This window comes from Azospirillum sp. 11R-A (genome assembly GCF_049472615.1).
Lineage (GTDB): Bacteria > Pseudomonadota > Alphaproteobacteria > Azospirillales > Azospirillaceae > Azospirillum > Azospirillum palustre.
The window spans coordinates 16,840-43,146 of the sequence record NZ_JBCEBL010000031.1 but is presented as its reverse complement, the minus strand read 5'-3'; the positions used below and the strand labels follow the sequence as shown (position 1 = coordinate 43,146).

Below are 26,307 nucleotides of genomic sequence, written 5' to 3'. Positions count from 1 at the left end.
TCCCGCTTCCGCGCAAACCAACCTTGCGCGCGGGCGGGAGGCGGGCATCCTCAGACCCGGAGCGCCTCGATGACCGCCCGCAGTCCGGCCGACAAATGCTTGCGGGTGGGGTAGTAGAGATACAGCCAGTCCTCGGGCGCGCACCAGGAGGCGAGGCATTCGATCAGCTCGCCCCGCGCGATGAAGGGCCGCGCCCGCTCCTCCCAGACATAGGCCAGCGCCACGCCCGATCTGGCGGCCTCGACCATCAGTTCATGGTCGTCGAGCGACAGCGGCCCGGCCGGCTCGAACGCGATGATCTTGCTGGCCCGGCTGAATTCCCAGGCATAGGCCGTGCCGCTGGGATAGAGGTTGCGGATGCAGACATGGTCCTTCAGGTCGGCGGGGACCTTGGGAACCGGCCGCGTCTCGAAATAGGCCGGAGAGCCGACGACCGTCAGCCTCAGCCTCGGCTTGATCTTCACCGCCGTCATGCCGTCGCGCAGGCTTTCGCCCAGCCGGATGCCGGCGTCGAACCCTTCGTCGACGATGTCCACCAGCCGGTCGGTGGCGACGATCTCCAGCTCCAGCTTCGGGTTCTGCGCGATCAGCGTTCCCATCACCGGGCCGAAGACGAAGGGCGCGATGGAGTTGGGCGCGTTGATCCGCACCTTACCGAACGGCGTGTCGCGGAACTGGTTGAGCGCGTCCAGCGCCGAACCGATCTCGCTGAAGGCCGGCGAGAGCTGGGCCAGCAGCATTGCACCGGCGTCGGTCAGCGACACGCTGCGGGTGGTCCGGTTGAGCAGCCGGATGCCGACGCGGGCTTCGAGATTGCCGACCGCATGGCTGATCGCCGACGCGGTGACGCCGCGCTCTTCCCCCGCCCGCCGGAAGCTGCGGTGCCGAGCGACCGCATCGAAGGCGGCCAGTTCCGAAAGGTCGGTGGTGCGCATTACTGAAATCCGCTCAGCATTGATGCGAGAACTGTCTCACTAATCAGCGCAATCGAAAAGCGGCAGATTTCTCCTCGCAAGCCCGGCGGGTGCCGGGCCAACCCAGAGGAGAAAGAGCATGGCCGACTTCGCTCCCCCCGCCCGCAACAGCGCGTCCCCCTTCGCCGACATGCGCGGCCATCACGTGGCGGTCCGCACGCCGGACCTCGAAACCGCCAAGCGCTTCTACGTCGACACGCTCGATTTCCGCGTCGTCGCCGAGTGGGATTATGCCGACGAGAAGCTGGCCTATCTGGCGCCGCCGACCGACGACCATTTCTACATCGAGGTGCTGGGCGGCGGCGACCCGGCCCCGCGGGACGTGCGCCCCTACAGCGATCTCGGCGACAGCCTGAAATACGCCGGCTACCACCATTTCTGCCTGAATGTCGACAGCGTCGACCGCACCGTCGAGACGCTGCGCGAGCGTGGCGTGACCATCGTGACCGAGCCGTTCGAACTGCCTGCGATCAGCCGCCGGCTCGCCTTCTTCTGCGATCCCTTCGGCAACCTGATCGAACTGGCCGAGCTGCTCGCCTGATCCATCCCCCACCGGCTGGCCGCAGCTCCCCGTCGGAGCCGGCCGGCGGAAGCCCCGAGAGGAAACCCCGAAACGAAACCCCGAAAGGAACGGCCATGACCAAGGCCATCATGATCGTCGGTGCCGGTCCGGGCATCGGACAGGCCGTCGCTGGACGCTTCGGCCGCGAGGGCTGGACCGTCGTGCTCACCGCCAGGAACCCGGAACGTCTCGCCGGCCTCGCCGCCGACCTGTCCGCCCAGGGCGTGACCGCCCATGCGATCCCGGCCGACGCCACCGACCCGGCGGCGCTCCGTGCCGCGCTCGACGAGGCGGACCGCCTCACCGGCGGCCTCACCGCCCTCCATTTCAACGCCGCCGTGGTGCGCCGTCAGGACCTGTTCAGCATGACCGACACGGAGGTCACGCAGGATCTGGCGATCAACGTCACCGGCGGACTGCATGCCATCCGCGCCGCCGTCGCTCTCTTCGGTGGCCGGACGGGGACGATCCTGGTCACCGGCGGCGGCCTCGCGGTCGCCCCGCACGAGAACTACGCCAGCCTTGGCGTCGGCAAGGTGGCGCTCCGCAACATCGTCCAGGCGCTGGCCGAACCGCTTGCCGGCAGGGGCGTGCGCATCGCCACCGCCACCGTCGCGACGCTCGTCAGCCCGGGATCGCAGGAGGCGCGGGACGTCGCCGACCTCTTCTGGCGCCTCGCCACCGATGCGGATGCCCCCTGGGAAATTAATTATCCGCCAACCTGAACCCGATACCCCGCGATATCAGGAGAAAAACCACCATGAAGACCTGGTTCATCACCGGCGCCTCGCGCGGCTTCGGCGCACTCGTCGCCGAGCGCGCGCTGCAAAAGGGCGACGCCGTCGTTGCCGCCGCCCGCAATCCGCAAGCCGTCGCCGACCGGTTCGGCGACCATCCCAACCTGCTTCCGGTCGCGCTCGACGTGACCCGCGAAGATCAGGCAGCCGCCGCCGCGGCCTCCGCCGTGGAGCGTTTCGGGACCATCGACGTCCTGCTCAACAATGCCGGGTTCGGCCTGATGGGCGCCGTCGAGGAGGCGAGCGCCTCGGAGGTCGAGGCGGTCTACCGCACCAACGTGTTCGGCTTGCTGAACGTCACCCGCGCGGTGCTGCCGCATATGCGCAAGGCGCGGTCCGGCCGTATCCTGAACATCTCCTCGATCGGCGGCTATCGCGGCGCTGCCGGCTTCGGCGTCTACAGCTCCACCAAATTCGCGGTCGAAGGGCTGTCGGAGGCGCTGCACGCCGAACTGGCGCCGCTCGGCATCCATGTCACCGTCGTCGAACCGGGCTATTTCCGTACGGATTTCCTCGACGCGGTGTCGCTGTCGGTCAGCCCGGCCATCATCGCCGACTATGCCGAAACCGCCGGAAAGGTCCGGACCATCGCCGCCGGTCTCAACCATGCCCAACCCGGCGATCCCGCCAAGCTGGCCGATGTGCTCGTCAGCTTCGCCGATGTCGCCGGCCCGCCGGTCAGGCTGCCGCTCGGCAGCGACACGGTCGCGGCGATCGAGGCCAAGCACGCCGCCGACCGGGCGATCCTCGATGGCTGGCGGCGGGTTTCGCTGTCGACCGACTTCGCGCCGGCTTGAAGCCCGATCTGCCGCCCTCAAACCTCGATCAGCGCATAGGGCCGCCCGGTCTCCTTGGGGATGGTCTGCGCCACATTGTAGACCGGCGTCCCCCGCAGCGTTTTCCCGCTGTAGCTCCCGTGATGCGCATGCCCGTGCGCCACCGCCCGCACATTGTCGAAGCGGTCGATGGTCTCCGCCAGCCGCGACGATCCCAGGAAGGGGAAGATCTCCGTCGGCTCCCCCTCCACCGTCGCGGCGATGGGGGCGTAGTGCAGCACGACGAACACCCGCTCGGTGTCCAACTGCCGCAGCGCGCTCTCCAACCGCATCGCCTCGTTCACCGCCTCATGGACGAACTGTTTGATCGCCGGCTCGCCGAAGCTGTCGAGCATCCGGTTGCCGAAGCCGCCGCCGAAGCCCTTCACCCCGGCGAAGCCCACCCCGCCGATCTCCTGCGGCGCCCCGTCGAGGAACCGCACCCCGGCCTGGGTCAGGATGTGCTGGACCTCCTCCAGATGGCCGCATTCGTAGTCGTGGTTGCCGAACACCGCGACCACCGGAATGCCGATGGAGCGCAGGGCGTCGGCCAGGATCTCCGCCTCGCGCGGCTTGCCGTGGTTGGTCAGGTCGCCGCACAGCGCCAGCACGTCGGCCTTGCCGGCGATCTCCTGGAACAGCTCGCGATAGGGATATTGCGTGGTCTCGCCGACATGGATGTCGCCGATGGCGGCGACGGTCAGCCTGCGCTCATCCATTCCCGTTCTCCTTCAGGCTCTGCCTGGTGCCCTCCTCCCCGACCACGTCGGCGAAGCCCCACTCGGTGACGTCGATCAGGTAATCCTCGCGCGAGAACAGCCGGCCCCGGCAGATGCGGGTCTGGGCGACCGGCAGCTTGGCGCGCTCCTGCATCCGCTCCAGCAGCTCGGCCACCAGCCAGTCGGGCACGCGGTCGCGCTCGGTCGGATAGATGAACCGGAAGTTCAGCAGGTGGATCAGCAGCACTTCCCAATACTGCTCCATGTGGGCGAGCAGCCGTTTCCAGTCGATTTTGTCATGCTGCTTCAGGATCATATGGGCGACATCCGGCCCGTCGTACTTGTGGCGCATCTGGACGAAGGATTTGGAGAAGATCATCTCGGTCGGCGCCACCAGCGGCACGTCGCTGCCGCAGATCACCGCGCGATGCTCCTCCTTGAACCAGCGGTCGTTGACCGGGTTGATGGCGACCGCCGAATTGAAGATCACGTCGAAGAACAGCTCGCCATGCTTGACCTTGCCGATCCAGCGTTCGTCCTCGATCTCCGTCTCGAAGCCATGCTCCTGGAAATGCGACAGGATGCGCGGGAAGTCGCCGCCGCGGCAGAAGATGTCGATGTCCTTGGTCGGCCGCGTGATGCCGGTATAGGCGCTGATCGCATAGGTCCCGCCCAGCAGGAACGGGATGGTCGACTGGGTCAGCAGCTTGAGGCTTTCGGTATAGAAGGCCTCGGCCTCCGCGGTGACGGTGGCGCTGCCCTCACGGAGTTCGCTCATGGACCACTCCCCATTGCACCGGCCTTGCGCGGCGGTGCGGCACGTTGACCCGGTACAACAGGGCAGGGCGGGGAGTGTTGCGGGACAGGCGTTTGCCGTGCCCCGCAGTTTGCCGTGCCCACGGCACCCGCCCGCGTTTTCCGGCCGTCCTTGCCGCGCCCCGGGAAATTTGATCTGGTGCGGCAGCATGGCCTTACCGGGGGTTGAACCATGGAGCTGTCGGCGGAAAATTCCGCGGATGCCGTCGCCGCGCTCTGCCGCGCCATGCTGCGGCCGGTCGAAAGCGCGTCCGCCTTGCGGGAGATCGAGGCATTGCTGGAGCGTCTCCGCCATGCCCCGCCGGACGAGCGTGCCGCTTGCGCCATGCAGGTGGGCCACCTGACCGGCGATGCCGATCCGGTCCTGCGCCTGTCCGCGCTGGCCGCGATCACCGGCGATCTGCGCCGCTATGACGAGCTGCTCGACCTGATCGAACCCGAGTTCGCGTGCCCGGATCTCGACCGTTTGCTTCACATCTACTGCTGCATGGGCCGCCAGCTTTTCCTGATGCGCATGGACGGGGCGAGCCGGCCCGGTTTCTTCGAGGACAGGCTGTTTCCCCACTATACCCGCCTGATCGGCGCGATCCGCGACCGGCTCGGCATCGCGCCGCGGCCCCGCCCGGCGGGCAACCCGGCCACCGGGCGGGTCGTGCTGGTGACGAACCAGTTTCTGTCGCTGCGCCACCAGCCGTCGCGCGACCTGCTGTCCTATGCCGCGGTTCTGGAGGAACGCTGCGGCCGGGAGGTGGTGATTCTCAACACCAACATCATGCCCGCCGACATCCACAGCCTGTTCGTGCCGTCCTTCGCGTCCTCCGTGGAGCCGGCCTTCGACGGCAAGCAGGTGATCGAGGCGGACGGCCGCACTTTCCGGATGCTGTCCTCGACCGGCCGCGGGCTGAGCCGGGACAAGATCGACTGGTTCCTGCGCGCGGTCGACTGGCACGACCCGGACGTGGTGGTGTCGCTGGGCGGATCGGTCATCGTCGCCGACCTGCTGGCGGCGGTGCGCCCCGCCCTGTGCATCCCCACCACCAGCGGGGCAACGCCGTCGCTGGCCGGCATCGTGCTGGATTTCGGCGGTGGCAGCCGGCCGGCGAGCGGTCCGCTCGCTGCGTCGTGGCGGCCTTTCCGCTTTCTGCATTCGCTGATCGGTGCGCCGGAACCGGATGGGACGGCGCCTTCCAGGGCGGCCAGCCGGGCCGGCTACGGCCTGCCGGACGATGCCTTCCTGTGTCTGGTGATCGGCAACCGGCTGGACGAGGAGGCCGACGGCTCCTTCCTTGCGATGCTGGACTCCCTCATCGACCGTGCGCCCCGGGTGGCGGTGGCCTTCGCCGGCGAAGCGGGGGCGCTGCCCGGGCGTCTGCAAGGATCGCGGCATGCAGGGCGCCTGTTCCACCTGGGCTATGTGACCGACATGGCCGATCTGATGCGAACGGCCGACGCCTATGTGAATCCGCAGCGCACCGGCGGTGGCGCGAGCGCCGCCGAGGCGCTGGCTGCCGGCGTTGTCCCGGTTTCGCTGCCGGTCGGCGACGTATCGGCCGTCATCGGCGCCCGGTTCGTCGTGCCCGATTATGCCGCCGCCGTGGAGCGGCTCGCCCTGCTGGCCGGCGATCCGGCCATTTTCGCCGAGGCGGCCGCCGGAGCCCGGAGCCGGGGGGCGGGGCGTGCCGATCCGGCGGAAGCCGCGGCGGCCCTGTCGCGCTACCTGGACGAAGCCGTCTCGGTGCATTGGCCCTGCCCGTGACCGACGGCGTGACGACGCCAAGGGTTCATAGCCAGGGCTATAGAATGAAATATTTGTAATTCGACAGTAATGGCCAAAGCATCCCCGCCTCGGGGTGTAGATGGTGGCCGTCCTGAAAGTGCAATTGGCCGTTCGCCTCGGCGGTTGACGCCCAATGACTGTCGATATATGGTCGCCGCAGTTGGGGAGTAGCTTCCGGCGCCTCGCCGGGAACGTGTCAACATTCTTGCGCCCGCTGCGGTGCATGGCACGTTCAGCGGACAGTCGTCTGCCTAGCGAGACCAGTGTGCCCGAGGGTCCGCGCCGGCCGGATTTCGGACATGCTGTCTCATGTGTCCGGCAGGATCCGCTCCGTGACTCCTCTTTCAATCGCGGTACTGTCGCTCAGCATGTCGGCCGACGCCTTCGCCGCCTCAATCGGCCGTGGCGCGTCGCAGCGCCCCAGCGTCGCCGTCGCCCTGAAGGGCGGGCTGGTGTTCGGCGTGGTCGAGGCCATCACGCCGCTGGTCGGCTGGGCGCTCGGGCTGGCCGCCGCCAGCTATGTCGCCGCCGTCGACCATTGGATCGCCTTCCTGCTGCTGGGCGTGGTCGGCGGCAAGATGGTCTGGGAGGGTTTCCAGCCGGAAAGCGACGACGCCAGAGAGCGCGCGCGCCGCGCCAGCCCGTGGACTCTGGTCGCCACCGCGGTCGGCACCAGCATCGATGCGGCAGCGGTCGGCGTCTCGCTGGCCTTTCTCGGGTCCGACATCGTCACCATTGCCCTGTCCATCGGCTTCGCCACCTTCGCGATGACCACCATCGGCATGCTGATCGGCCGGGCCGTCGGCCATCGCATGGGCAAGATCGTCGAAGTGCTCGGTGGACTGGCGCTGATCGCGCTCGGCACCTCGATCCTGGTCGAGCATCTCGGCCTGTTCGCCTGACCGGGAGCGGTGGGGAGCGACGACGAGAGGTGATGCGCGAAATGAAAATAATCCTATAAACCGGGAAAATTTCTTATAGGCTTGCCGCGTGTTTTTTTCAACCGCGGAGCCTTGCCATGCCCCTCGACAGCCGCAGCTTTACCAACGACCGGTTCCCCCGCTGGGCCGAAGAGCCGCCGACCCCTGCCGAAGGCTCGCTGGTCCCCGGTTCGCAGTTCCATGAGGAGCAATGGATCATGGCCGCCGGCATGCTGGCCCGCGGCAACAGCTTCCTCCAGGTCTCGCGCGCCATGGGGTGCAGCCGCACCACGCTGTGGCGGGCCTATTACGGCTCCAAGGATTTCCGTCACAGGGTCTGGTGGGAAAGGCAGGCGCTGAACCGCGAGGCGGAACTGCGCCTGTCCTCCCTGCGGGTGCTGGTGGCCGAGCAGATCGAGCGGCTGGTCACCTCGGGCGATCCCGCCACCGTGCGCTGGCTGGCCGAACGGCTCGGCCTCATCCCCGGCCTCGGGACCGCCCGCACCGCCTCGCGGGACAGTCGGGAGGTGGGGGCGGAGGAGGGGCCGCGGGCGCCCCGTCCGGAAGACCCGCCCGCCGTCACCGTCCCCGAACTCGACGACGACCTTCCCGGGGCCATCCGCGAACGCTGCCCGCCCAGTCCGGAACTGGTCGCCGCCGTCGTCGCTCAGCCTGAGGCCGAGGGGCCGACGGGCGTCTTCCCCTGGACCGTCAACCAGTACGAGGAGTATCCCAACCTCAACCCCGGCCCGGTGAGCCGCCGCGCCGCCGGCCCCTTTGGCCGGCGGTAGATGGAACATGCGGCGGATTCTGTTCCACGCCGTTCCATCCCGCCGCCGGCCAGGACGGAGGCACCCCCCGGTCAGACCGCGAAATTAGGCTTTCCCGCCAGGATGTTGGAGGTCACGTGCCGGATGTCGCGCAGGCCGCACATCGCCATGGTCACGTCCATCTCCTTGCGGATGATCTCCAGGCACTGGGCCACACCGGCTTCGCCGCCGGCCCCCAGCCCATAGAGGAAGGCGCGGCCGATGAAGGTGCCCTTGGCGCCCAGCGCCAGCGCCTTGACCACGTCCTGGCCGGAGCGGATGCCGCCGTCCATCAGCACCTCGATGCGGTCGCCCACCGCCTCGACGATGGCCGGCAAGGCGGAGATGGACGAGATGGCGCCGTCAAGCTGCCGCCCGCCATGGTTGGAGACGATCAGCGCGTCGGCACCGCTGTCCGCCGCCATCACCGCGTCTTCCGGGTCGAGGATGCCCTTCAGGATCAGCTTGCCGCCCCAGCGGTCCTTGATGCGGCGCACGTCGTCCCAGTTCAGCGTCGGATCGAACTGCTCCGCCGTCCAGGACGACAGCGACGACAGGTTGCTGACCCCGGTGGCGTGGCCGACGATGTTGCGGAAGGTGCGGCGGTGGGTCCGCAGCATGTTGATCGACCAGCGCGGCTTGGTCGCCATGTCCAGGATGTTGCCGACGGTCAGCTTCGGCGGGGTGGACAGCCCGTTCCTGATGTCCTTGTGGCGCTGGCCGAGGATCTGGAGGTCGAGCGTCAGCACCAGCGCCGAACAGCCCGCCGCCTTGGCGCGGTCGATCAGCTTGTCGATGAAGGTGCGGTCGCGCATGACGTAGAGCTGGAACCAGAAGGGCTTGTCGGTGTTCTCCGCCACGTCCTCGATGGAGCAGATGCTCATCGTCGACAGGGTGAAGGGCACGCCGGCCTTGGCCGCGGCGCGGGCGGCCAGGATCTCGCCGTCGGCATGCTGCATGCCGGTCAGGCCGGTCGGGGCCAGCGCCACCGGCATCGCCACCGGCTGGCCGACCATGGTGCTGGCCAGCGTCCGGTTGGTCATGTCAACCGCCACGCGCTGGCGCAGCTTGATCCGGCCGAAGTCGGACTCGTTGGCGCGATAGGTCGACTCCGTGTAGGAGCCGGAATCCGCGTAATCGTAGAACATCCGCGGCACGCGCCATTCCGCCAGCTGCCGCAGATCCTCGATGCAGGTGACGGGCCGGTCGGTGAACAGGTTCGCCCAGCGCGACGGCGGCCGCGAGGAGGGCATGCGAACGGAGGTCATGGGGCGTGTCTCAACGGTTGCGCGCGAAACGGAAGGGCGTCGATTTGGCCACTCCGTCCGCACACCGTCAAGCCATGGCTGCGGCGACGCTGCCCTTTTGCCTTGCTGTCCCGGCGCTCAGCGCGCCGGCTTCGACCTGGGCTTCGGTTTCGACGGCTTGGCCTTCGGCGGCGTCATCATGGCCTTGAACATCGCCGTCTGGGCTGCCGACTGGTTGCGCCGGGCCGCCGACATCGCCGCGGTGGTCCACATGCCGCTGGCGCGGTTGGCCCAGGACAGCCACGCGCTCATGAAGGGATTCTTGGTCATCGTGGAAGCGACTCCGGAATGGGGGATACCGACGACAACAGCGCCGGGACCCCCGATGTTGCACTGCACAGTGTTGCGGCAGCCGCCCGCCCAAATTTTCGGCGAACCTGCCGATTCTTGGGCAGATTCGTGAAGGCCGGGCAGCCCTGTTCAGCGGAGGAAGTCCTTATCCCCGCAAGGGGAGAGGGGCTTTTTTGCGGGCATATCCCTGGCATATCCATTGCTTGTACAGGCCCAGGGGCCGGGCGACGTCGGGGGGAACAGGCTGGATGGGTATGGAGCGCGATGCCATGAAGAGTGGAACCAGCGCCGCCGCGGCGCGCTTCCTGCGCACCGCCAAGCTGTGCCGCATCCGCGATGTCGAACAGCTTCTGGGGGTCAGCGCTCTGGTGCGCGACCTCAGCGCCCTGATCCACGCCCTGCAGAAGGAACGCGGCGCCTCATCGATCTATCTCGGGTCCGGCGGCACCCGCTTCGCCGAGGACCGCGCCCGCTGGCAGGCCGACGCTCGCACGCTGGAGTCGGTGCTGCGCGACCGGCTGGACCTCGTGGACGAGCAGCTCGACCGCCTCAGCTGCGGCGCGCAGTTCTACAGCCGGGCCGCCATCGCGCTCTATGCGCTGGACGGGCTGCCGGCCCTGCGCGATCAGGTGTCGTCGCTGGCGCTGGTGCCGCAGGATTCGGTGAAGGCTTTCACCGACATCGTCGGCCATCTGCTGTCCGTGCTGTTCGAGGCGGCCGACATCGCCGCCGATCCGGCGATCTCCCGCGCGCTGGTCGCCCTGTTCAACGTCGTGCAGGGCAAGGAATTCGCCGGGCAGGAGCGGGCGACCGCCAGTGCCGGCTTCTCGCGCGGGCGCTTCGACGGGGTGGAGCATGGCCGGCTCGCCCATCTGATCGACGCGCAGAACCGTGCATTCCGCATCTTCGCGGAGTTCGCCGACCCCGCCCATGCCGCCGCCTTCCGCACCGCCCTGGCCGACCCGGCGGTGGCGGAGGTGGAGCGGATGCGGGCGGTGGCGCTCAGCGACGATGCCCGCCATGGCGAGCTGTCGGGCATCACGCCGGAGATCTGGTTCGACCGGGCGACCCGCCGGATGGAGCTGCTGAAGACGGTGGAAGACCGTCTGACCGACGATCTCCGCCGCCTGTGCGAGGCCAAGCTGGCCCAGGCCCGCGCCGACCTCGGGCAGGCGGACGCCGGCGGGCCCGACGCGGTGCTGCCGGTCGCCATGATGCTGGTCGATGCCGTCCCCGCGATGTCGGGATTGGCCGGGGCGGGCGTGAACGGGCTGTCATCGAATGGACAGGGCCAGGACGGCGCCGGGCTCTATGCCCCCGACGGGCTGCCGCCGAAGCTGATGCGCTCGGTCCTCGACGTCATGCAGGCGCAGTCCCAGCGCCTGCGCGACGTCAGCCTGGAGCTGGAGACGGCGAAGGCGGCGCTGAACGAGCGCAAGGTGATCGACCGCGCCAAGGGCCTGCTGATGTCCACCCGCAACCTGTCGGAGGAGGAGGCCTACAAGCTGATCCGCAAGACCGCGATGAACCAGAACAAGCGGATCGTCGAGGTGGCGGAGGCCATCCTCAGCATGTCGGACATCCTCCGCGGCGTCACGGCGGCAGGGGGAGGGGGACCGGCGGGAGGATAATCCGGCTACTGCACCGTGCGCACCGGCGAGAAGGGCAGCCCCGCCTGATCGAGCGCGCGGTCGATCACCTCCTCGGACTTCTGGTCGAACAGCTGCAACAGCAGGTCGTCGACCATCCAGTCGTTGGTGGGCGTGCAGGCGGTGAACAGCTCGCCGATGACCTCCGCCTGGAAATCCTCACGGCCTGCATCGCTGCCCTCATACTCCATCCGCTTGGCGACGCCGACCGCGACCTGGAACGGCTGGGTCAGGCCGGGGGCGACCGCCGCCTTCTTTATCAGCGCCGCCATGCCCAGCTCGCCGTCGTCCCAGGCCAGCCGGCGGGCATTCTCCGCCGGGATGCCGGCGCGGACGGCCATGCCGGCGACGAACAGCGACAGGTCGCCGGCGCACAGCGCGCGGAACAGCAGGACCGGCGTCAGCCGGCGGTTGGTGTGCAGCCACTGGATCGCCGCGTCGATGTCCTCGGCCCCGCGCAGCACCGGGCGCAGCAGGCGCATGGTCGCCGCCTCCCGGCCGCGCTCGACCAGCCGCTCGACCAGCTCGCGCGACAGGCCGTGCGCCTGCATCAGCGTGGTGCGCATGCTGTCGGAGACGAAGGCGACCACCCGCTCCACCATCGCCAGCGACAGGCCGGGGCGGGTCGCCGCCGCCTCGCTGACCATGCGGACGCGGCCGAAACGGTCGAGCGCGCGGCTCATCGCGCTGTCCGGCACCTCGGCGCCGTCGTTGCGCAGCAGCGCCGTCACCGCGATGACGTTGCCGCGCTCGGCGATCGCGCCGGACACGCGGGCGGAGACGGTGGAGCGGCTGGCGACCGCCACATGCTTGCCGGAATCGGGATCGGACAGCACGTCCAGCAGCAGGTCGTCGGTCAGGCCGGCGGCATCGCGCAGGATGGGGAAGGCCACCCGGCCGACGTCGCGGACCAGCCGCTCCGCCAGATCTCCGGTCAGCAGCGGGCTGTTGCGCAGCTGCCAGGCCACCGCCTCGCGCACCGCAACCTGGGCGTCGCCGGCGAAGCAATGGACCACCTCGATGGCCAGCGACCGTTCGGCCGGGCTCAGCGCGCCCGCCTCCAGATCGTGGAACAGCTTGTTCATCGTCTCGATCCGCGTTTCCGCGTTGGGCGAGACGAGCAGCCGCTCCACATCCTTCGACGACAGGCCGTTGGGGTGGGGGGCGTCTGGTTGGGCGGCGGCGTATGGGATCATGGCACCCGGCTGCGGCATCGGAGGGGAACCTTCAATCGAAATCGAGGCAGGAGTAGCGGACCATGTCGCCCCACAGCCGGTCGAGCCGGCGGAGCGTGCGGTAGCTGGCCTTCAGGTCGCGGACCTCGGTCTCGTTGCGCACCAGCGCCTCGGCCTGCGCCTGCTCCATCCGCCGCAGCCCCTCCCACAGCTCCCGCCCCTTGTCGGTCAGCTGGAGGCGGGCGGTGCGGCGGTCGCGCTGGTTGGCGGCGCGGTTGATGTAGCCGGCATCGACCAGGATCTTCAGGCTGTAGGACGCGTTGGAGCCCAGGTAATAGCCGCGCTCCATCAGGTCGCGGACCGACAGCTCGTCCTCGCCGATCAGCATGACCATCAGCGCCTGCACCGGGCCGATGTCCTCGATGCCCTGCTTGGACAGGCCGACGCGGACGACGTCGAGGTACCGGCGGTGCATCCGCTCGATCAGCCGCGCCATGCCGTGGAAGTCGGCGAGGTCGAGATCCTCGCCGGGCTTGCCGCCCGCCCGGCTCTCGGTCCGCTCCGCTCCCTTATCGTCCGCTCCCGGTTCGGGTGCGTCGTCATCGTCCCAGTTCAGGTTGCTCATCGCGTCCATGATCCTGCCGGCTCAACCATTGCCGTATCCTTCCTGCTCGACTCACTCCGCCGCGGCGGCAAGGCCGCGGAAGCCATGCGGGTGCGCGCTGCGCCATGCCCAGGCGCTGCCGATGATGCTGTCCAGTTCCGGGAAGCGCGGCTGCCAGCCGAGGTCGCGACGGATGCGCTCGGACGAGGCGATCAGCACCGGCAGGTCGCCGGGGCGGCGCGGGCCGACCTTCACCGGCACGGCTCGGCCGGTGATGCGCTCCACCGACGCGATCACCTCGCGCACGCTGTAGCCGGTGCCGTTGCCCAGATTGTAGCGGACCGACCGCCCGTCCAAGGCGTCCAGCACCCGCAGATGGGCGTCGGCCAGATCGCAGACATGGATGTAGTCGCGGATGCAGGTGCCGTCGCGCGTGTCGTAGTCGTCGCCGAAGATCTCGATGTGCGGGCGCTTGCCGGTGGCGGCGTCCATCACCAGCGGGATCAGGTGCGTTTCCGGGCTGTGGTCTTCCCCGAGCCGGCCGTTGGGATGGGCGCCGGCCGCATTGAAGTAGCGCAGGCAGGCCGACCGCAGGCCATGGCAGCGGTCCGCCCAATGCAGGGCGCGCTCGATCATGAACTTCGATTCGCCGTACGGGCTGCCGGGGTCGATCGCCTCGTCCTCGTCGATGGGGATGCGCTTGGGCGAGCCGAACAGGTTGGCGGTGGAGGAGAAGACCAGCTTCATCACCCCCGCCTTCACCGCGGCGCGGATCAGGTTCAGCGAGGTGACGGTGTTGCCGTGCAGGTAGGCGTGCGGGTCGCGCATCGATTCGCCGACCACCGACAGGGCCGCGAAATGGAACACCGCGTCGAAGCGCCATTGCCCGAACACGCGGGCCAGCGCTGCCTCGTCGGCCAGATCGGCCTGGACGAAGGTCGCCTCGGGCGGCACGGCGGCGGCGTGGCCCTGGCGCAGGTTGTCGAACACCACGACCCGGTGGCCGCGCTCGAGAAGCTCGGTCACGCAGTGGCTGCCGACATAGCCGGCGCCGCCGGTGACGAGAATGGTTTGGGACGTCGTCATGGCGTGTGGGTTTCCTTGAACCGGTTTTCGGGCCGCAACCGGAATCGGGCGGCCGGCGTGGTGGAAGGAAAACGGGGGGCGGGTTTGGGGCGGTGCAGGGGGCCGGATGGGGGGATCACGGCGCCTTGCGCAAAACTCATGCAGCGCAGCATGCACGATGTCGGCCGCGTCTGACCAGATTGCTGGAAACCCTCTCCCGAAGGGCCTAAGACCTTAGGTGAAGTCCGGTTTCTGCTTTTTCTGTCAGTGACTTAGATGCCATTGCCTACCCCTTTTTCGAATGCTGGAAAGGGGTGATGCCCAAAACTTGTCACACGTCTCTAAAATGTCTCCGGTGTAAAGCTTAAGCGTGCCAAATCCGCCGACGCTTCCCCCCGCGTCAGGATCTGTCCCCGCATAGGCGGTCTCCCGGTCACCGGGCCGGCCGCATCCGGCATCCCCCCAGCCGGCTTCCTGTCCCGCGTCCGTCGCCGCCGGCAGCTTTTCCTGTTTTCCCCGATTTCCAGCGCCGCATCAGGTGGCGAATCCTCCTTCAGGAAGGATCGAAGATGAGTTCCGTGGATCGGCCCCTGCTGACCCAAGCCTACCGGAAGATCGGACAGGGCCTGCTGCTGGCCGGTGTCCTCAGCCTGTTCGTGAATGTCCTGATGCTGGTGCTGCCGCTCTTCACCATGCAGGTCTACGACCGGGTGATGAGCAGCCGCAGCCTGGAAACGCTGACGATGCTGGCGATCATCGCGGTGGGGGCGCTGGCGCTGTACGGCGTGCTGGACTTCATCCGCGCCCGCGCCTTCCTGGTGACCAGCGCTGTGATCGCCCACCGCTTCAACGTCCCGGCGCTGGAAGCCTCCATCGTCGACGCGCTGTCGGGCGGCCCGCGCAATGCGGCGCAGACCATGCGCGACCTGAACGACCTGCGCAGCTTCATGACCAGCAGTGCCGTGACCGCCCCGCTGGAACTGGCCTGGGCGCCGATCTTCCTGGCGATCCTGTTCCTGCTGCATCCGGTCTATGGCGTGCTCGCCATCGTCTCCGCCCTGGTGCTGCTGGTGATGGGCGTGCTGACCGACATGCTGACCCGGCGGCCGATGGCCCAGGCGAACGAGGCCTCGGCCCGCGTCTTCGCCGACATCGCCGGCACCGTCCGCCATGCCGAAGCCATCGAGGCGATGGGCATGCTGCCGGCACTGGCCCGGCGCTGGCAGTCGGCGCAGAGCGGATCGGCCGGAATGATCGACCGCGGCGCCACCCTGTCGCGCGGTCTGGCTGCCGCGTCGCGCTCGCTGCGGATGATCCTGCAGGTCGGGGTGATCGCCGCCGGTGCCACGCTGGTGATCGACAATCTGGTGACGCCCGGCAGCATGATGGCTGCCGGCCTGATTACCGGCCGCCTGCTGCATCCCTTCGAACAGCTGGTGGACGGCTGGCGCCAGTGGGTGAAGGCGCTGGAGGCGCACCGCCGCATCCGTGACCTGCTGAACAACGGCGCCTCGGCCCGCTCCACCATGCCGCTTCCCCAGCCGCAGGGCGCGCTGACCGTCGACCGCGTCACCCATGTGCCTTCCGGGCTGAATCGCCCGGTGCTGCGCAACGTCACCTTCGCGGTCCAGGCGGGGGAGGTGCTGGGCGTCATCGGGCCGTCGGGGGCGGGAAAATCGACGCTGGCGCGCCTGCTCGTCGGCGTCTGGCAGCCCACCGCCGGCGGCATCTATCTGGACGGCACCAGCACCTATCTGTGGGAGCGCGAGAGCTTCGGCAAATATGTCGGCTACGTGCCGCAGTCGGTGGCGTTGCTGGATGGCACCATCGGCGAGAACATCTCGCGCATGGCCAGCGCCGACCCGGCGGAGATCGTCCGCGCCGCCCGGCTGGCCGGCGTGCACGAGATGATCGGCCGCTTGCCCTTCGGCTACGACACGCCGGTCGGCGACAGCGCCTTTTCCCTGTCCGGCGGCCAGCGGCAGCGCATCGCGCTGGCCCGCGCCCTGTTCGGCCGCCCGCGCCTGCTGGTGCTGGACGAGCCCAACTCCAACCTCGACCATGACGGCGAGCAGGCCCTGCTGAGCGCCGTTCAGAAGGTCAAGGCGGACGGCACGACCGTGGTGATGATCGCCCACCGCCCCTCCATCGTCGCCATCGCCGACAAGCTGGTGGTGATGAAGGACGGCGCGGTCGAGCATTTCGGCGCCCGCAATGACGTCCTGAAACTGGTGCAGCCCGGCGGTGCTCCCGCCGGCCCCAACACCACCATTGCCCGCCTTGTCCGCAGCGGAGAACAGCGATGAGCAGCGATACGCCCCTCCTGTCGTCCCAGCCGGTCTGGACCGCGACCATCGACATGGCTCCGGTCGAACCGTCCTTGCGCGGCACGGCGCTGGCCGGCGCGCTTGCAGTGCTGGTGGGTTTCGGCGGTTTCCTGACCTGGGGCTTCACCGCCAGCCTGGACAGCGCGGCACTCGCCGCCGGCACGGTGATGGTAGAAAGCCATCGCAAGACCATCTCCCACCTGGAAGGCGGCATCCTGCGCGACCTGCTGGTCAAGGACGGCGACCCCGTGCGCGCCGGTCAGGTGCTGCTGCGGATGGATTCCACGCAAAGCCAGGCGGTGGTGGCCCAGTTGCAGGGGCAATATTGGACCGCCCTGGCCCGGCTGGGCCGGCTGCGGGCCGAGCAATCGGACGCGCCGAAGCCGCTGTTCACCGACGAGCTGGTGAAGGCGGTACGCGACAATCCGGTGGCGGCGGAGGCCGTGGCGGTCGAGGAACGGCTGTTCCGGTCCCGCCATGACAGCTACGAGGCGCAGCTGGGGATCCAGCGCAAGCAGATCTCCCAGCTGCGCGACGAAATCGCGGCGCTCGAATCCCAACGGATCGCCACCGCCGACCGGCTGCGCTACACCCAGGAGGAAACTCGCGTGGTGCAGGGCCTGCTGGCGAAGGGGTATGAGCGCAAGCCGCGCCTGCTGGAGCTTCAGCGCAACGTCGCCGATTCCGAAGGACGGCTGGGCGAGCTGATGGCGAACAAGTCCAAGGCGGAGCAGGCCATCGCCGCCGCCGAACTGACCATGATCAACATCGGCAACACCCGGCGGTCGGAGGTGTCGACCGACCTTCAGGCCGCCCAGGCCAGCGTCGCCGACCTGTCGGAACGGCTGCGCAGCGCCGACGACGTGCTGTTGCGTCAGGCGGTCACCGCACCGCAGGCGGGGCGGGTGACGGGGCTGAAGTTCTTCACCACCGGCGGTGTGATCCCGGCCGGTGCCGGCATCCTCGACATCGTGCCGCAGGACGACGCGATGATCGTCGAGGCCCGCGTCTCCCCCCACGACGTCCAGAATGTGGAGGTTGGCAGCAAGGCGATGGTGAAGCTGACCGGCTACCGCCAGCGCGCCGTGCCGCCGGTGGCGGGGCAGGTGGTGTCGCTGTCGGCCGACCAGCTGGAGGACGAGCGCACCGGCGCCTACTACTTCGCGGCACGGATCAGCATGGATGCGGCGGAACTGAAGGCCCTGCCCAATGTCGAACTGCATCCCGGCATGCCGGCCGAGGTGATGATCCACGGCCATGCCCGCCGCGCCATCGACTATTTCCTGACGCCATTGACCGACGGTCTTCAAAGAGCCTTCCGCGAGAAATAAGCGGAACCGCCATCCCACCCGGCCCTCCCCCGTTCGGGCCGGTGCGGGTGGGGGCCCTCGCCTGGGTTCCATCCCCTGGCAAGCGGCCCCGTGGAAGGGCCGGCGTCCCCCACGCCGGCCCTTTTGCACGTCCGAGACAGAAGCGATACAGTTTTATTGCAGTCAGTCCCGCCGATCCTTGCATAAGATAGTAATCAGGCATTGTTTTGGTCGTTGAGTGATAAGATGGTTTTCTTTTCTCTTCGCCGATGACTGTCTCGCCATGGCCGATATGAGCGATCCTGCCGACGTCGGAAAATCCGCTGTGGCTTTGGGTGGACCATCCGATTTTAAAAACCCTCTTTTAACGATTTCGACTTTTTCCTGCAAATCCAGCCAGTCTGGGGCGTTTCTGCGGCGAAAATGCGGGTCTGACCATCGTTTTTTAAAGCGGAAACTGCTTAGAAATTCGAAGCAAATCAAAGTAACTGTCTTTTTGAAAATATCGACAATGCGTTCTACTGCAAGAATCCGCTGCCTAGACTCAACTTTCTCTTCCATGTGCCCGAGTTTTATCACACTATCCGCCCGATAGATTTGGTTACACCGAAAGGCGAGCTCAGCCTTTCGAGCGAGGCCTAAAGAAGGCCCAAAAATCCCAATCACATCGCAAGGAGACACCTACGATGGCTACGGTTCCTGGGGGCAGCTACGACGTGCATATCGGCACGAATCACGACGATCTGCTGGTCGGCGGCGAGGGTAACGATCTGGTGCTGGGGGGCAACGGAAGCGATACTCTGCTCGGCGGCAATGGACATGACGCTCTGTTCGGGGGGAACGGGGCGGATGTGATCCATGGCGGCGCGTCGGCGGATGTGCTGCTGGGGGGTAACGGCGACGACATCATCGACGGCGGTTCGGGCGACGACATCATCCTGGGGGGGAATGGTGACGACGTGCTGATCGGCGGTGCCGGGCGCGATCTGCTGGATGGCGGCAAGGGCGACGACGTGCTGTCGGGGGGCGACGGTGACGACGTGCTGAACGGCGGCGCTGGCGACGATACGCTGTACGGCGGCGGCCACAACGACATCCTCAATGGCGGCAAGGGCGACGACCTGCTGCGCGGCGGCACCGGCGACGACGTGCTGAATGGCGGTGACGGCGACGACACCCTGTTCGGCGACGACGGCAACGACCGCCTGGAAGGCGGCAAGGGCGACGACCTGCTGATCGGCGGTGCCGGCCACGACGTCTTCATCTTCTCCGGCGGCGGCGGCCAGGACGTGGTCCTGGACTTCAAGGCCGGCGAGGACGTTCTGCAGATCTCCCGCAACATCAACGGTCTGAAGGTGACCGACGCCGCCGATCTGGCTGCCCGCGTCACCGACCAGCATGGCGACGCCGTGATCGACCTCGGCCATGGCGACAGCATCACGCTGAAGGGCGTCTCGGCTGCGGACATCCACAACCACCCGAACGACTTCTTCGTCATCCACTGACCGGGCACTGCTCGGGCACTGATCGTCCACTGCTTCTTTGAGCGTTGAACGAGAAGGACGGACCGGTGGTGTCAAAGCCGCCGCCGGTCCCCCTTTGCCCGCAGTCAGCCAATTTCGACTTTCAAACCCACCGACGCTGCCGGAATCCCATCCATGACCGTCATCGCCGTTCTGCCGAATTCGGTGTCGATCGCCCCCGCTCAATGTCTGGCGCTGGGTCCCCGCTTCCTCCTCGTCTCCTGGACGATGGATGGAAAGGTGGATGGCGCGACCAATGCCGTCGGCCCGATCACGCCGAGCGTCGACGGGCAGCCGGTGCGTCCGCCCTTCACCACGCTGACCATCGACACCGGCTGGGGCGGACGGCGCGTCCTGTCGATCCTGCCGGCACCGCGCGATCCGCGGATGCCCATCCATTTCATCGCCAGAAACCGCGTGATCGCCGAGCTTCGCACCGAGTCCGGTGCCGCCGATCTCGATCCCGCCGGTTTGCTGGGCAGTCTGGACGGTGCCGCCCGGCTGCGGGTGCTGCGCTTCCTGTTCGACTTTGCCTGCTCAACTCCGGCGCTTCGCCGCGATGCCGCCTTTGCCGGGCTGTGCCGCCGGCTGGTTCTGGACCGTGCGGCGGAGCCGGCGATGCTGGCGGTCCGCGCCACGGCGGGCGGCGACCTTTTGCTCTGCGCCGGGGCGCTGTCCGGTCGCTTCGGCGCCATCAGCGGTCTGGTGGTGCTGGCGCCGAACGCGGTGGCGCGGGCGCCCTTCGATGCCTGCATCGGACCCGATCCGGCCGGCAAGGGACGCATCGCCTTCGACCTGCTGATCGACCGCGGCCTGTGCGTGCCGGGCAATCTGCTGGTGGTGCTGGGCGCCAACGGCGTCGCCTGCCGCCGCTTTCCCGCGGAATCCACCGGCCTGCCGACCCTGACCGACCGGCTGAACGCCCGTCCCGACACGCCAGCCGCGCTGCGCCACTATCTGCTGACCTGCCTCGCTCAACGCGGCCGCCGCGATGCGTCCGCCGCCTCGGCGGTCAGCGAGCTGCAGGCGCTGGCCCCACTGCCGCGCCGGCAGGCCGCCGATGCCAAGCGGCCCATCGGCGCCTCGCTCGACCTCGCGGTTCCCACGGCCGATGGCGGACTGTTCCTCGCCGGCTGGCTGCACGACCCGCATGGGCTGGCGGCGGAGTTGGTGGTGCGCACGCCCTTCGGCGGCGAACGCCGGGTCGAGCGCTTTGCCCACCGTTTCCCGCGCGAGGATGTGGCGAAGCTCTACGGCACCGGCGGCATCGACCGCAGCGGCTTCGTCCTGCATCTTCCCGGCAATCCCGAACCGGCGGAAGCGCTTCAGGTGACGGCCGAGCTTCGGCTGGCCTCGGGCGGGGCCCTGCGTCTGGTTCCGCCGCCGCGTCCACGTGCCCATGCCGATGCCCGCGCCGCCGTGCTGGGCAGCCTGCCGCCGCGCTTTGCCACGCCCGAGCTGCTGGAGACCGTCATCGGCCCGGCCGTCGCCCCGCTGCATGCCGCCCATCTCGCCACCCGCGGCGAGCCGGAACTGGTCGTCTATGGCGAGCGCAAGGCCAAGCCCGCGGTGTCGGTCATCATCCCGCTGTACCGCACGCTGGAGTTCCTGCGCTTCCAGATCGCCTGCTTCGCCACCGACCCGACGATGGCCGATGCCGAACTGGTCTTCGTGCTCGACAGTCCGGAGCAGCGCGACGAGGTGGTGCATCTGCTGCGCGGCTTCCACGGGCTCTACGGCCTGCCGATGCTGCTGCTGGTGCAGAGCGCCAATTACGGCTATTCCGCCGCCAACAATGCCGGCGTCGCCGTTGCCCGAGCCAACCGCCTGCTGCTCCTCAATTCCGACGTGGTGCCCGACCGCGCCGGCTGGCTGCCGCAGCTGGTCGCGGCGCTGGAGGAGAGCCCCGGCATCGGCGCCGTGGGGCCGAAGCTGCTGTTCGACGACGACAGCCTCCAGCATGCCGGGCTCTATTTCGACCGCGACCTGCAAGGCGCCTGGTACAACCATCATTACTTCAAGGGCCTGCCGCGCGACTTCGCCGCCGCCTGCCGGCCGCGGTCGGTGCCCGGCGTCACCGGCGCCTGCCTGCTGACCACGCGGGCCGCCTACAGCGCCGCCGGCGGCTTCTGCGAAGACTACATCATCGGCGATTTCGAGGATTCGGACCTCTGCCTGCGCATCCGCGGCCAGGGGCTCGACATCCGCTATGCCCCGTCGGTGGAGCTGTACCATCTGGAGCGCCGCTCCATCGGCCGGCATCAGGGCTACACCCGCGGAGTCGCCTCCGAATACAACCGCTGGCTCCATGGCCGCCGCTGGGCCGACCGCATGGCCGGACTGATGGCGCGCGACTGGTGTGCCGACGACGAGGCGCAGCCGTCCCGGAGCAGCCGGACCCGCAAGACAGCACAGGTGACCCGATGAATGCGATCGTGCCGACCCCGCAGCTTGCCGTGCTGCGCCGCCAGACCGATCCGCGGCTGGAGTGGCTCTGCGCCCAGATCGCACGCAACCGCTTCCTGCCGGTGCCGCCGCCGGAGCTGCATTTCATCGGTGACGGCGACTTCCGCGCCATCGGGGCGGAATTCCTGCGCCATTTCGTCCGTCTCGGCGGCCTGCGTCCCGACCACAAGGTGCTGGAGATCGGCTGCGGTGTCGGCCGCATGGCGCTGCCGCTGACCCAGTATCTGGACTCGTCCTACGATGGCATCGACATCGTGCTGGATGGCATCCGCTGGTGCGCATCGACCATCACGCCGGCTTATCCGGAGTTTCGCTTCCACCATCTCGACGTCGCCAACGGCCTCTACAATCCCGATGGCCGGATCGAGGGGGAAACGGCGACGCTGCCCTTCAAGGCCGGCACTTACGACTTCGTCATCCTGACCTCCGTCATCACCCACCTGCGCACCGCCGATACCGAGCGCTATGCGGCGGAGATCGCGCGGGTGCTGAAGCCGGGCGGGCGCTGCTTCCTCAGCCTGTTCCTGGCCGACGCCACGGCACGGACGGGCATCGCCAAGGGCACCGCCCGCCCGCCGTTCCGCGATGCGCCCGGCGTGGAACTGCTGGCCGATCCAGAGCATCCCAACGCCGCCGTCGCCTATGACGAGGAGTTCCTGCTCGGCCGCTTCGCCGCCCATGGCCTGCGTCCCGCCCGCGTCGTCATGCGCGGTCACTGGAGCGGCCAGCGCGAGGCCGAGAATTTCCAGGACCTGCTGGTTCTGGAGAGGGGGGCCGCGCCATGAGCCGGCGCCGCCTTCCGCTGCTCCCTGCCAATCAGGCCGCCCGTCCGGCTCCGCGCCAGCCGGCGCGGCCGCTGGTGGCCGCCCGTCCGCCGCGGGTGCTGCTGATCGCGCACAACCACCCGAGCCTGCATCCCGGCGGCACCGAGATCTTCGCGCATGAGCTGTTCGGCGGCCTGAAGGCGGCCGGCGCCGAGTGCCTGTTCCTGGCCTGCACCAACGACATCCACCGCGCCCCGCGCCCCGGCACCGGTTTCCAGACGCTGGGCCGCAGTGCCGACGAGGTGCTGCTGTGGGCCGGCCATTTCGACCATTTCCATCAGAGCCAGATCGACCTGCACGGGCTGGTTCCCGACCTGTCCAACCTGCTGCGCGCCTTCCGGCCGGACATCGTGCATGTGCACCACACGCTGCTGCTGGGCGTAGAGATGCTGTTCCTGATCCGCCGCGTCTGCCCGGATGCGAAGATCGTCTACACGCTGCATGACTACTACCCGATCTGCGCCAATGACGGGCAGATGGTGACCCCGCCGCGCGGCGAAGGCGGGACGCGCACGCTCTGCACCCAGGCATCGCCGGACGCCTGCCACCGCTGCTTCCCCGACCGTCCGGCCGACCAGTTCCTGCTGCGCGAGAAGCACATCAAGGCGATGTTCGGGCTGGTCGACCGCTTCCTGGCGCCCAGCCGCTTCCTGCGCGACCGCTATGTCGCCTGGGGGCTCGACCCGGCGCGGATCGAGGTGATGGCGAACAGCCGTCCATCCGTCGAGCCGGCCCCGGCGCGCGACCTTGCCCCTGGTGCGGCGCGCGACGCCTTCGCCTATTTCGGCAACCTCAACCCGTTCAAGGGCGTCACCGTGGCGCTCGACGCCGTCGCCCGCATGGCGCGCCAGGGGCTCTCCCCGTCGCTGGCCGTGCATGGCGGCAGCCTGTACCAGACGCCGGAATTCCGCCAGCGGGTGGCCGACGGCTTCGACGCTGCGCGCGGTCTCGCCACCGCCCATGGTCCCTACCGGCCGCAGGAGATGCCGGCGCTGATGGCCGCCGCCGACTGGGTGGTGATGCCGTCGATCTGGTGGGAGAACGCGCCCCTGGTCATCCAGGAGGCCTTCCAGCACCGCCGCCCGGTCATCGTCAGCGGCATCGGCGGCATGGCGGAAGCGGTGCGTGACGGCGTCGACGGACTGCATGTCCGCCCCAACGACCCCGCCGACCTCGCCCGCGTCATGACCCGCGCCATGACCGAAGCCGGTCTGTGGGAGCGGCTGTCGACCAACATCCCCGCCGTCCGCCCGACGGAGGAGGCCGCGTCGCTCCACCTCGCGCTTTACGGCGAACTTCTCTCGCCGGCTCCCGCCGCTCTTATCCAGGGGAATCGCACCCGATGAAGGACCGCAGCACCAAGGCCGACATCACCGCCGCCGTCCTGCTGGACGAGGACACGCTGATGCTGTTCGGCGCCATCGACCAGCCCTTGCCGGCCGACAGCGTGGTGATGCTGGACGGCATGATCGACGGGCGCTTCCGTGGCGGCTGCTGGACCGACGGGGCAGGGGAGCGCTGGTTCCTGGGCGCCATCCGCGTTGCCGGGCTGGCCCACATGCGTCCGTCCCGCATCGAGATCGAGGATGCCCAGGGCAAGCATCTGCTGCTGCCCCGTTTGTCGAATGTCCGCACCAACCCCGCCCATCTGGTCGCGGCCTTGCGCGAGGTGCAGCCGCAGTCGCTCGACACTGCATTGGACGTCGCCGTGACCCTGCTTTCCGGCCCGGCGATGGGCGAGGGTGAAGCCGGGGAGGGACACCGCCGCACCCGCCTGCTGTCCGGTCTGGCGCAGGAGGCCTCCCGCCCCGACGGCTTCGCCGAGGTGCTGGGCCGTTTCCGCGACGGTGCGCTGATGGTGCAGGGCTGGTCGCACGGCTTCCCGGCCGGTGCCTCCCATGTGCTGCCCCCTGTGCTGGTCGAGGCGGAGGAGCTGCGGCCCCACGTCATCGCCGCCGCCCCCTTCCACCGTCCGGACCTGCCCGACGATGCCGCCGGTCTTCTGACGGTTCTGGAAGGCCCGGTCGCCGCCCCCGACACCATCCGCCGCATCCATTTCCGCGCTGCCGACGGCTGGCGCCATCTCGCCATCTTCGAACACCGGCAGCTTCTGGCCGACGGCGTCGCCTCCGCCCATGCCCGCGACATGCTGGGCCAATTGCAGGGCGATGCCCCCCGCCGCGGCATCGCCGCCGCCATCGCCGCCCGCTACAACGGTGTGGAGACGGTGTCGCAGATCCAGGCCCCCGTGCGCATGGGGCTGGACATGGCGGTGCGCGTGCCGGGTGCCGGGCTGTTCGTCTGCGGCTGGCTGCTCGACCCCACGCAAGCGGTCCGGGCGGTGACGGTGAAGGGCGGCGGCATGACCGCGCGGCTGGACGCCGATTGGTCGCGGCTGGCCCGCAAGGACGTGTCCGATGCCTTCGCCCATGATCCGCTGTTCGCCGGCCGGCTGCTGCCGGGCAACGACGGCCATGGCTTCACCGCCTTTGCCCGCGAGCCCGCCGGCATCGCTGCCGATGCCGAATTCCATCTGGAACTGACGCTGGCCGATGGCATCGCCTTCCTGCCGCTGCCCTGCCAGCCGCCGACCGGCAATTCGCTGCGCCGCATGCTGGGTGCGGTCAATCCTGACAGCCCCTCCATCGACCGTGTCGTCTCCACCCATCTCGGGCCGATGCTGCGCACCGCGGCCTCCGCGAAGACGGCCCCGTCCTCCCTCCTGCATCCGATGGGCCGGGCGCTGAAGACGCCGCGGGTGTCGGTGATCCTGCCGGTCTGCGACGGGCGCGAGGATGTCGACCTGAACATCGCCCGGATGGCGAACGACCCCGACTTTGCCGAGGCGGAGATCCTGGTTGTCGCCGGTGCCGGCACCCATGAGCGGCTGGCCGGCATGGTCCGGCAGGCCGCCGGCTTCTACCGGCTGGCGGTCGGCTTCGTGGCCGCTCCCACCGCCGCCGACCCGTTCGAGGCGATGGCGGCATCCCTGCCGCATGTGCGAGCCGACCGTGTCCTGCTGCTGTCGCCATCGGTGCTGCCGACCGAACGCGGCTGGCTCTCTGCACTGGAACGCGCGATCCGCAAGCCGAACGCCGTGGGGTCCGCCGCACTGGCCCCGGTGATGGTCAGCCCGACCCTGCTGTATGAGGACCACTCCGTCCGCTTCGCCGGCATCGTCGCTGTGGAAGGTTTGGGCGGTGCCGTCACCTACGAGCGCCGCTTCGCCGGTTACCCGCGCGACTGGCTGAAGGATCAGGAGGCGTCCGCGGTCGATGCCGCCTCCGCCGACTGCGCGCTGCTGCCGCGCGAGCTTCTGATGCGTGCGATGGCCGATGGCGGCCGCTATCTCGGCCTGGAGCCGAAGGGGCTGGACCTGTGCCTGCGGGTGCGGGCGGCAGGCGGTACCTGCCTGTGGCTGCCGAAGGTTCGGCTAGTGGCAGTCGACGAACAGTCCCGCAATGCCCGTGACTCCAGGCTGGAGCGCATGAGCGCTCTGGTCGACGACTGGAGTTTCGCCGAGCGCTGGAAGGCGTCGATTGCCGCCTAGTGCCTTGCCTCCACCCGGTTTCACACC

Annotated in this window: 23 protein-coding genes and 1 riboswitch; of the genes, 14 read left to right on the top strand and 9 right to left on the bottom strand. The window is 68.7% G+C overall.

The window, feature by feature from the left end:
* Positions 1–50 precede the first annotated feature (50 nt).
* The gene (locus VH569_RS29465) at positions 51–935 is read right to left on the bottom strand and encodes a LysR family transcriptional regulator (protein ID WP_423320150.1); all 885 of its coding nucleotides are present in this window, start codon (positions 933–935) and stop codon (positions 51–53) included.
* 118 nt (positions 936–1,053) lie between these two features.
* On the opposite strand from VH569_RS29465, the gene VH569_RS29460 reads away from it, so the two are divergent.
* From VH569_RS29460 to VH569_RS29450, 3 genes are all read left to right on the top strand, one after another.
* Positions 1,054–1,515: a VOC family protein gene (locus VH569_RS29460; RefSeq protein ID WP_423320148.1), complete on the top strand. Its 462-nt coding sequence runs from the start codon at positions 1,054–1,056 to the stop codon at positions 1,513–1,515.
* A gap of 95 nt (positions 1,516–1,610) precedes the next feature.
* Positions 1,611–2,261 carry an SDR family oxidoreductase gene (locus VH569_RS29455; RefSeq protein WP_423320147.1) on the top strand — a complete coding sequence of 217 codons (651 nt, stop codon included), beginning with the start codon at positions 1,611–1,613 and terminating at the stop codon, positions 2,259–2,261.
* Between the two features lie 35 nt (positions 2,262–2,296).
* Positions 2,297–3,130 (top strand): SDR family NAD(P)-dependent oxidoreductase, encoded by an 834-nt coding sequence (locus VH569_RS29450; RefSeq protein WP_423320145.1) that lies wholly within the window; start codon positions 2,297–2,299, stop codon positions 3,128–3,130.
* 17 nt (positions 3,131–3,147) lie between these two features.
* On the opposite strand, the gene VH569_RS29445 is transcribed toward VH569_RS29450, so the two are convergent.
* Both VH569_RS29445 and VH569_RS29440 read right to left on the bottom strand, forming a co-directional pair.
* A complete protein-coding gene (locus tag VH569_RS29445; RefSeq protein WP_423320144.1) occupies positions 3,148–3,867 on the bottom strand; it encodes a metallophosphoesterase family protein in 720 nt (239 codons plus the stop codon).
* Positions 3,860–4,645, bottom strand: coding sequence for a nucleotidyltransferase domain-containing protein (locus VH569_RS29440; protein WP_423320142.1), 786 nt, complete (start codon positions 4,643–4,645; stop codon positions 3,860–3,862). The genes VH569_RS29445 and VH569_RS29440 overlap by 8 nt, the downstream gene beginning before the upstream one ends.
* Before the next feature lie 210 nt (positions 4,646–4,855).
* Here VH569_RS29440 and VH569_RS29435 point away from each other — a divergent pair, with 210 nt between their 5' ends.
* The 3 genes from VH569_RS29435 (at position 4,856) to VH569_RS29425 (ending at position 8,171) form a co-directional block, all read left to right on the top strand.
* On the top strand, positions 4,856–6,439 hold the full coding sequence (locus tag VH569_RS29435; protein WP_423320140.1) for a glycosyltransferase: 1,584 nt from the start codon (positions 4,856–4,858) through the stop codon (positions 6,437–6,439).
* A gap of 181 nt (positions 6,440–6,620) precedes the next feature.
* A riboswitch (yybP-ykoY riboswitch) is annotated at positions 6,621–6,791 on the top strand.
* Between the two features lies 1 nt (position 6,792).
* The gene (locus VH569_RS29430; protein ID WP_423320138.1) at positions 6,793–7,362 is read left to right on the top strand and encodes a manganese efflux pump MntP family protein; all 570 of its coding nucleotides are present in this window, start codon (positions 6,793–6,795) and stop codon (positions 7,360–7,362) included.
* A gap of 116 nt (positions 7,363–7,478) precedes the next feature.
* On the top strand, positions 7,479–8,171 hold the full coding sequence (locus tag VH569_RS29425; protein ID WP_423320136.1) for a hypothetical protein: 693 nt from the start codon (positions 7,479–7,481) through the stop codon (positions 8,169–8,171).
* Positions 8,172–8,242: 71 nt separating this feature from the next.
* Here VH569_RS29425 and VH569_RS29420 read toward each other — a convergent pair whose 3' ends face one another.
* Positions 8,243–9,457, bottom strand: a complete 1,215-nt coding sequence (locus VH569_RS29420) for an alpha-hydroxy acid oxidase (protein WP_423320134.1) — start codon at positions 9,455–9,457, stop codon at positions 8,243–8,245.
* 117 nt (positions 9,458–9,574) lie between these two features.
* Positions 9,575–9,766: a hypothetical protein gene (locus VH569_RS29415; protein ID WP_423320132.1), complete on the bottom strand. Its 192-nt coding sequence runs from the start codon at positions 9,764–9,766 to the stop codon at positions 9,575–9,577.
* A gap of 290 nt (positions 9,767–10,056) precedes the next feature.
* Here VH569_RS29415 and VH569_RS29410 point away from each other — a divergent pair, with 290 nt between their 5' ends.
* A complete protein-coding gene (locus VH569_RS29410) occupies positions 10,057–11,418 on the top strand; it encodes a nitrate- and nitrite sensing domain-containing protein (protein WP_423320130.1) in 1,362 nt (453 codons plus the stop codon).
* 5 nt (positions 11,419–11,423) lie between these two features.
* Here VH569_RS29410 and VH569_RS29405 read toward each other — a convergent pair whose 3' ends face one another.
* The 3 genes from VH569_RS29405 to galE are packed head-to-tail and all read right to left on the bottom strand — an operon-like array spanning position 11,424 to position 14,301.
* On the bottom strand, positions 11,424–12,632 hold the full coding sequence (locus VH569_RS29405) for a DUF2336 domain-containing protein (protein WP_423320128.1): 1,209 nt from the start codon (positions 12,630–12,632) through the stop codon (positions 11,424–11,426).
* A 31-nt stretch (positions 12,633–12,663) separates the two neighbouring features.
* On the bottom strand, positions 12,664–13,236 hold the full coding sequence (locus VH569_RS29400; protein WP_423320126.1) for a winged helix DNA-binding protein: 573 nt from the start codon (positions 13,234–13,236) through the stop codon (positions 12,664–12,666).
* 51 nt (positions 13,237–13,287) lie between these two features.
* Positions 13,288–14,301 carry a UDP-glucose 4-epimerase GalE gene (galE, locus tag VH569_RS29395; RefSeq protein WP_423320124.1) on the bottom strand — a complete coding sequence of 338 codons (1,014 nt, stop codon included), beginning with the start codon at positions 14,299–14,301 and terminating at the stop codon, positions 13,288–13,290.
* Positions 14,302–14,849: 548 nt separating this feature from the next.
* On the opposite strand from galE, the gene VH569_RS29390 reads away from it, so the two are divergent.
* Both VH569_RS29390 and VH569_RS29385 read left to right on the top strand, forming a co-directional pair.
* Entirely contained in the window at positions 14,850–16,586 is a 1,737-nt protein-coding gene (locus tag VH569_RS29390; RefSeq protein WP_423320122.1) for a type I secretion system permease/ATPase, read from the top strand.
* Entirely contained in the window at positions 16,583–17,938 is a 1,356-nt protein-coding gene (locus VH569_RS29385; protein WP_423320120.1) for an HlyD family type I secretion periplasmic adaptor subunit, read from the top strand. Before VH569_RS29390 ends, VH569_RS29385 begins: the two co-directional genes overlap by 4 nt.
* Before the next feature lie 162 nt (positions 17,939–18,100).
* On the opposite strand, the gene VH569_RS29380 is transcribed toward VH569_RS29385, so the two are convergent.
* A complete protein-coding gene (locus tag VH569_RS29380) occupies positions 18,101–18,478 on the bottom strand; it encodes a hypothetical protein (protein WP_423320118.1) in 378 nt (125 codons plus the stop codon).
* Between the two features lie 125 nt (positions 18,479–18,603).
* Between VH569_RS29380 and VH569_RS29375 the strand changes: the two genes are divergently transcribed.
* The 5 genes from VH569_RS29375 to VH569_RS29355 all read left to right on the top strand — a co-directional run bounded on the left by VH569_RS29375 (position 18,604) and on the right by VH569_RS29355 (position 26,280).
* Positions 18,604–19,422 (top strand): calcium-binding protein, encoded by an 819-nt coding sequence (locus VH569_RS29375; RefSeq protein ID WP_098737762.1) that lies wholly within the window; start codon positions 18,604–18,606, stop codon positions 19,420–19,422.
* 153 nt (positions 19,423–19,575) lie between these two features.
* Positions 19,576–21,867, top strand: coding sequence for a glycosyltransferase (locus VH569_RS29370; RefSeq protein WP_423320115.1), 2,292 nt, complete (start codon positions 19,576–19,578; stop codon positions 21,865–21,867).
* Positions 21,864–22,691, top strand: a complete 828-nt coding sequence (locus tag VH569_RS29365; RefSeq protein ID WP_423320113.1) for a class I SAM-dependent methyltransferase — start codon at positions 21,864–21,866, stop codon at positions 22,689–22,691. Before VH569_RS29370 ends, VH569_RS29365 begins: the two co-directional genes overlap by 4 nt.
* Positions 22,688–24,076: a glycosyltransferase family 4 protein gene (locus tag VH569_RS29360; protein WP_423320111.1), complete on the top strand. Its 1,389-nt coding sequence runs from the start codon at positions 22,688–22,690 to the stop codon at positions 24,074–24,076. Before VH569_RS29365 ends, VH569_RS29360 begins: the two co-directional genes overlap by 4 nt.
* Complete coding sequence (locus VH569_RS29355) at positions 24,073–26,280, top strand: hypothetical protein (RefSeq protein WP_423320109.1); 2,208 nt, start codon at positions 24,073–24,075, stop codon at positions 26,278–26,280. The genes VH569_RS29360 and VH569_RS29355 overlap by 4 nt, the downstream gene beginning before the upstream one ends.
* The last annotated feature ends 27 nt before the right edge of the window (positions 26,281–26,307 follow it).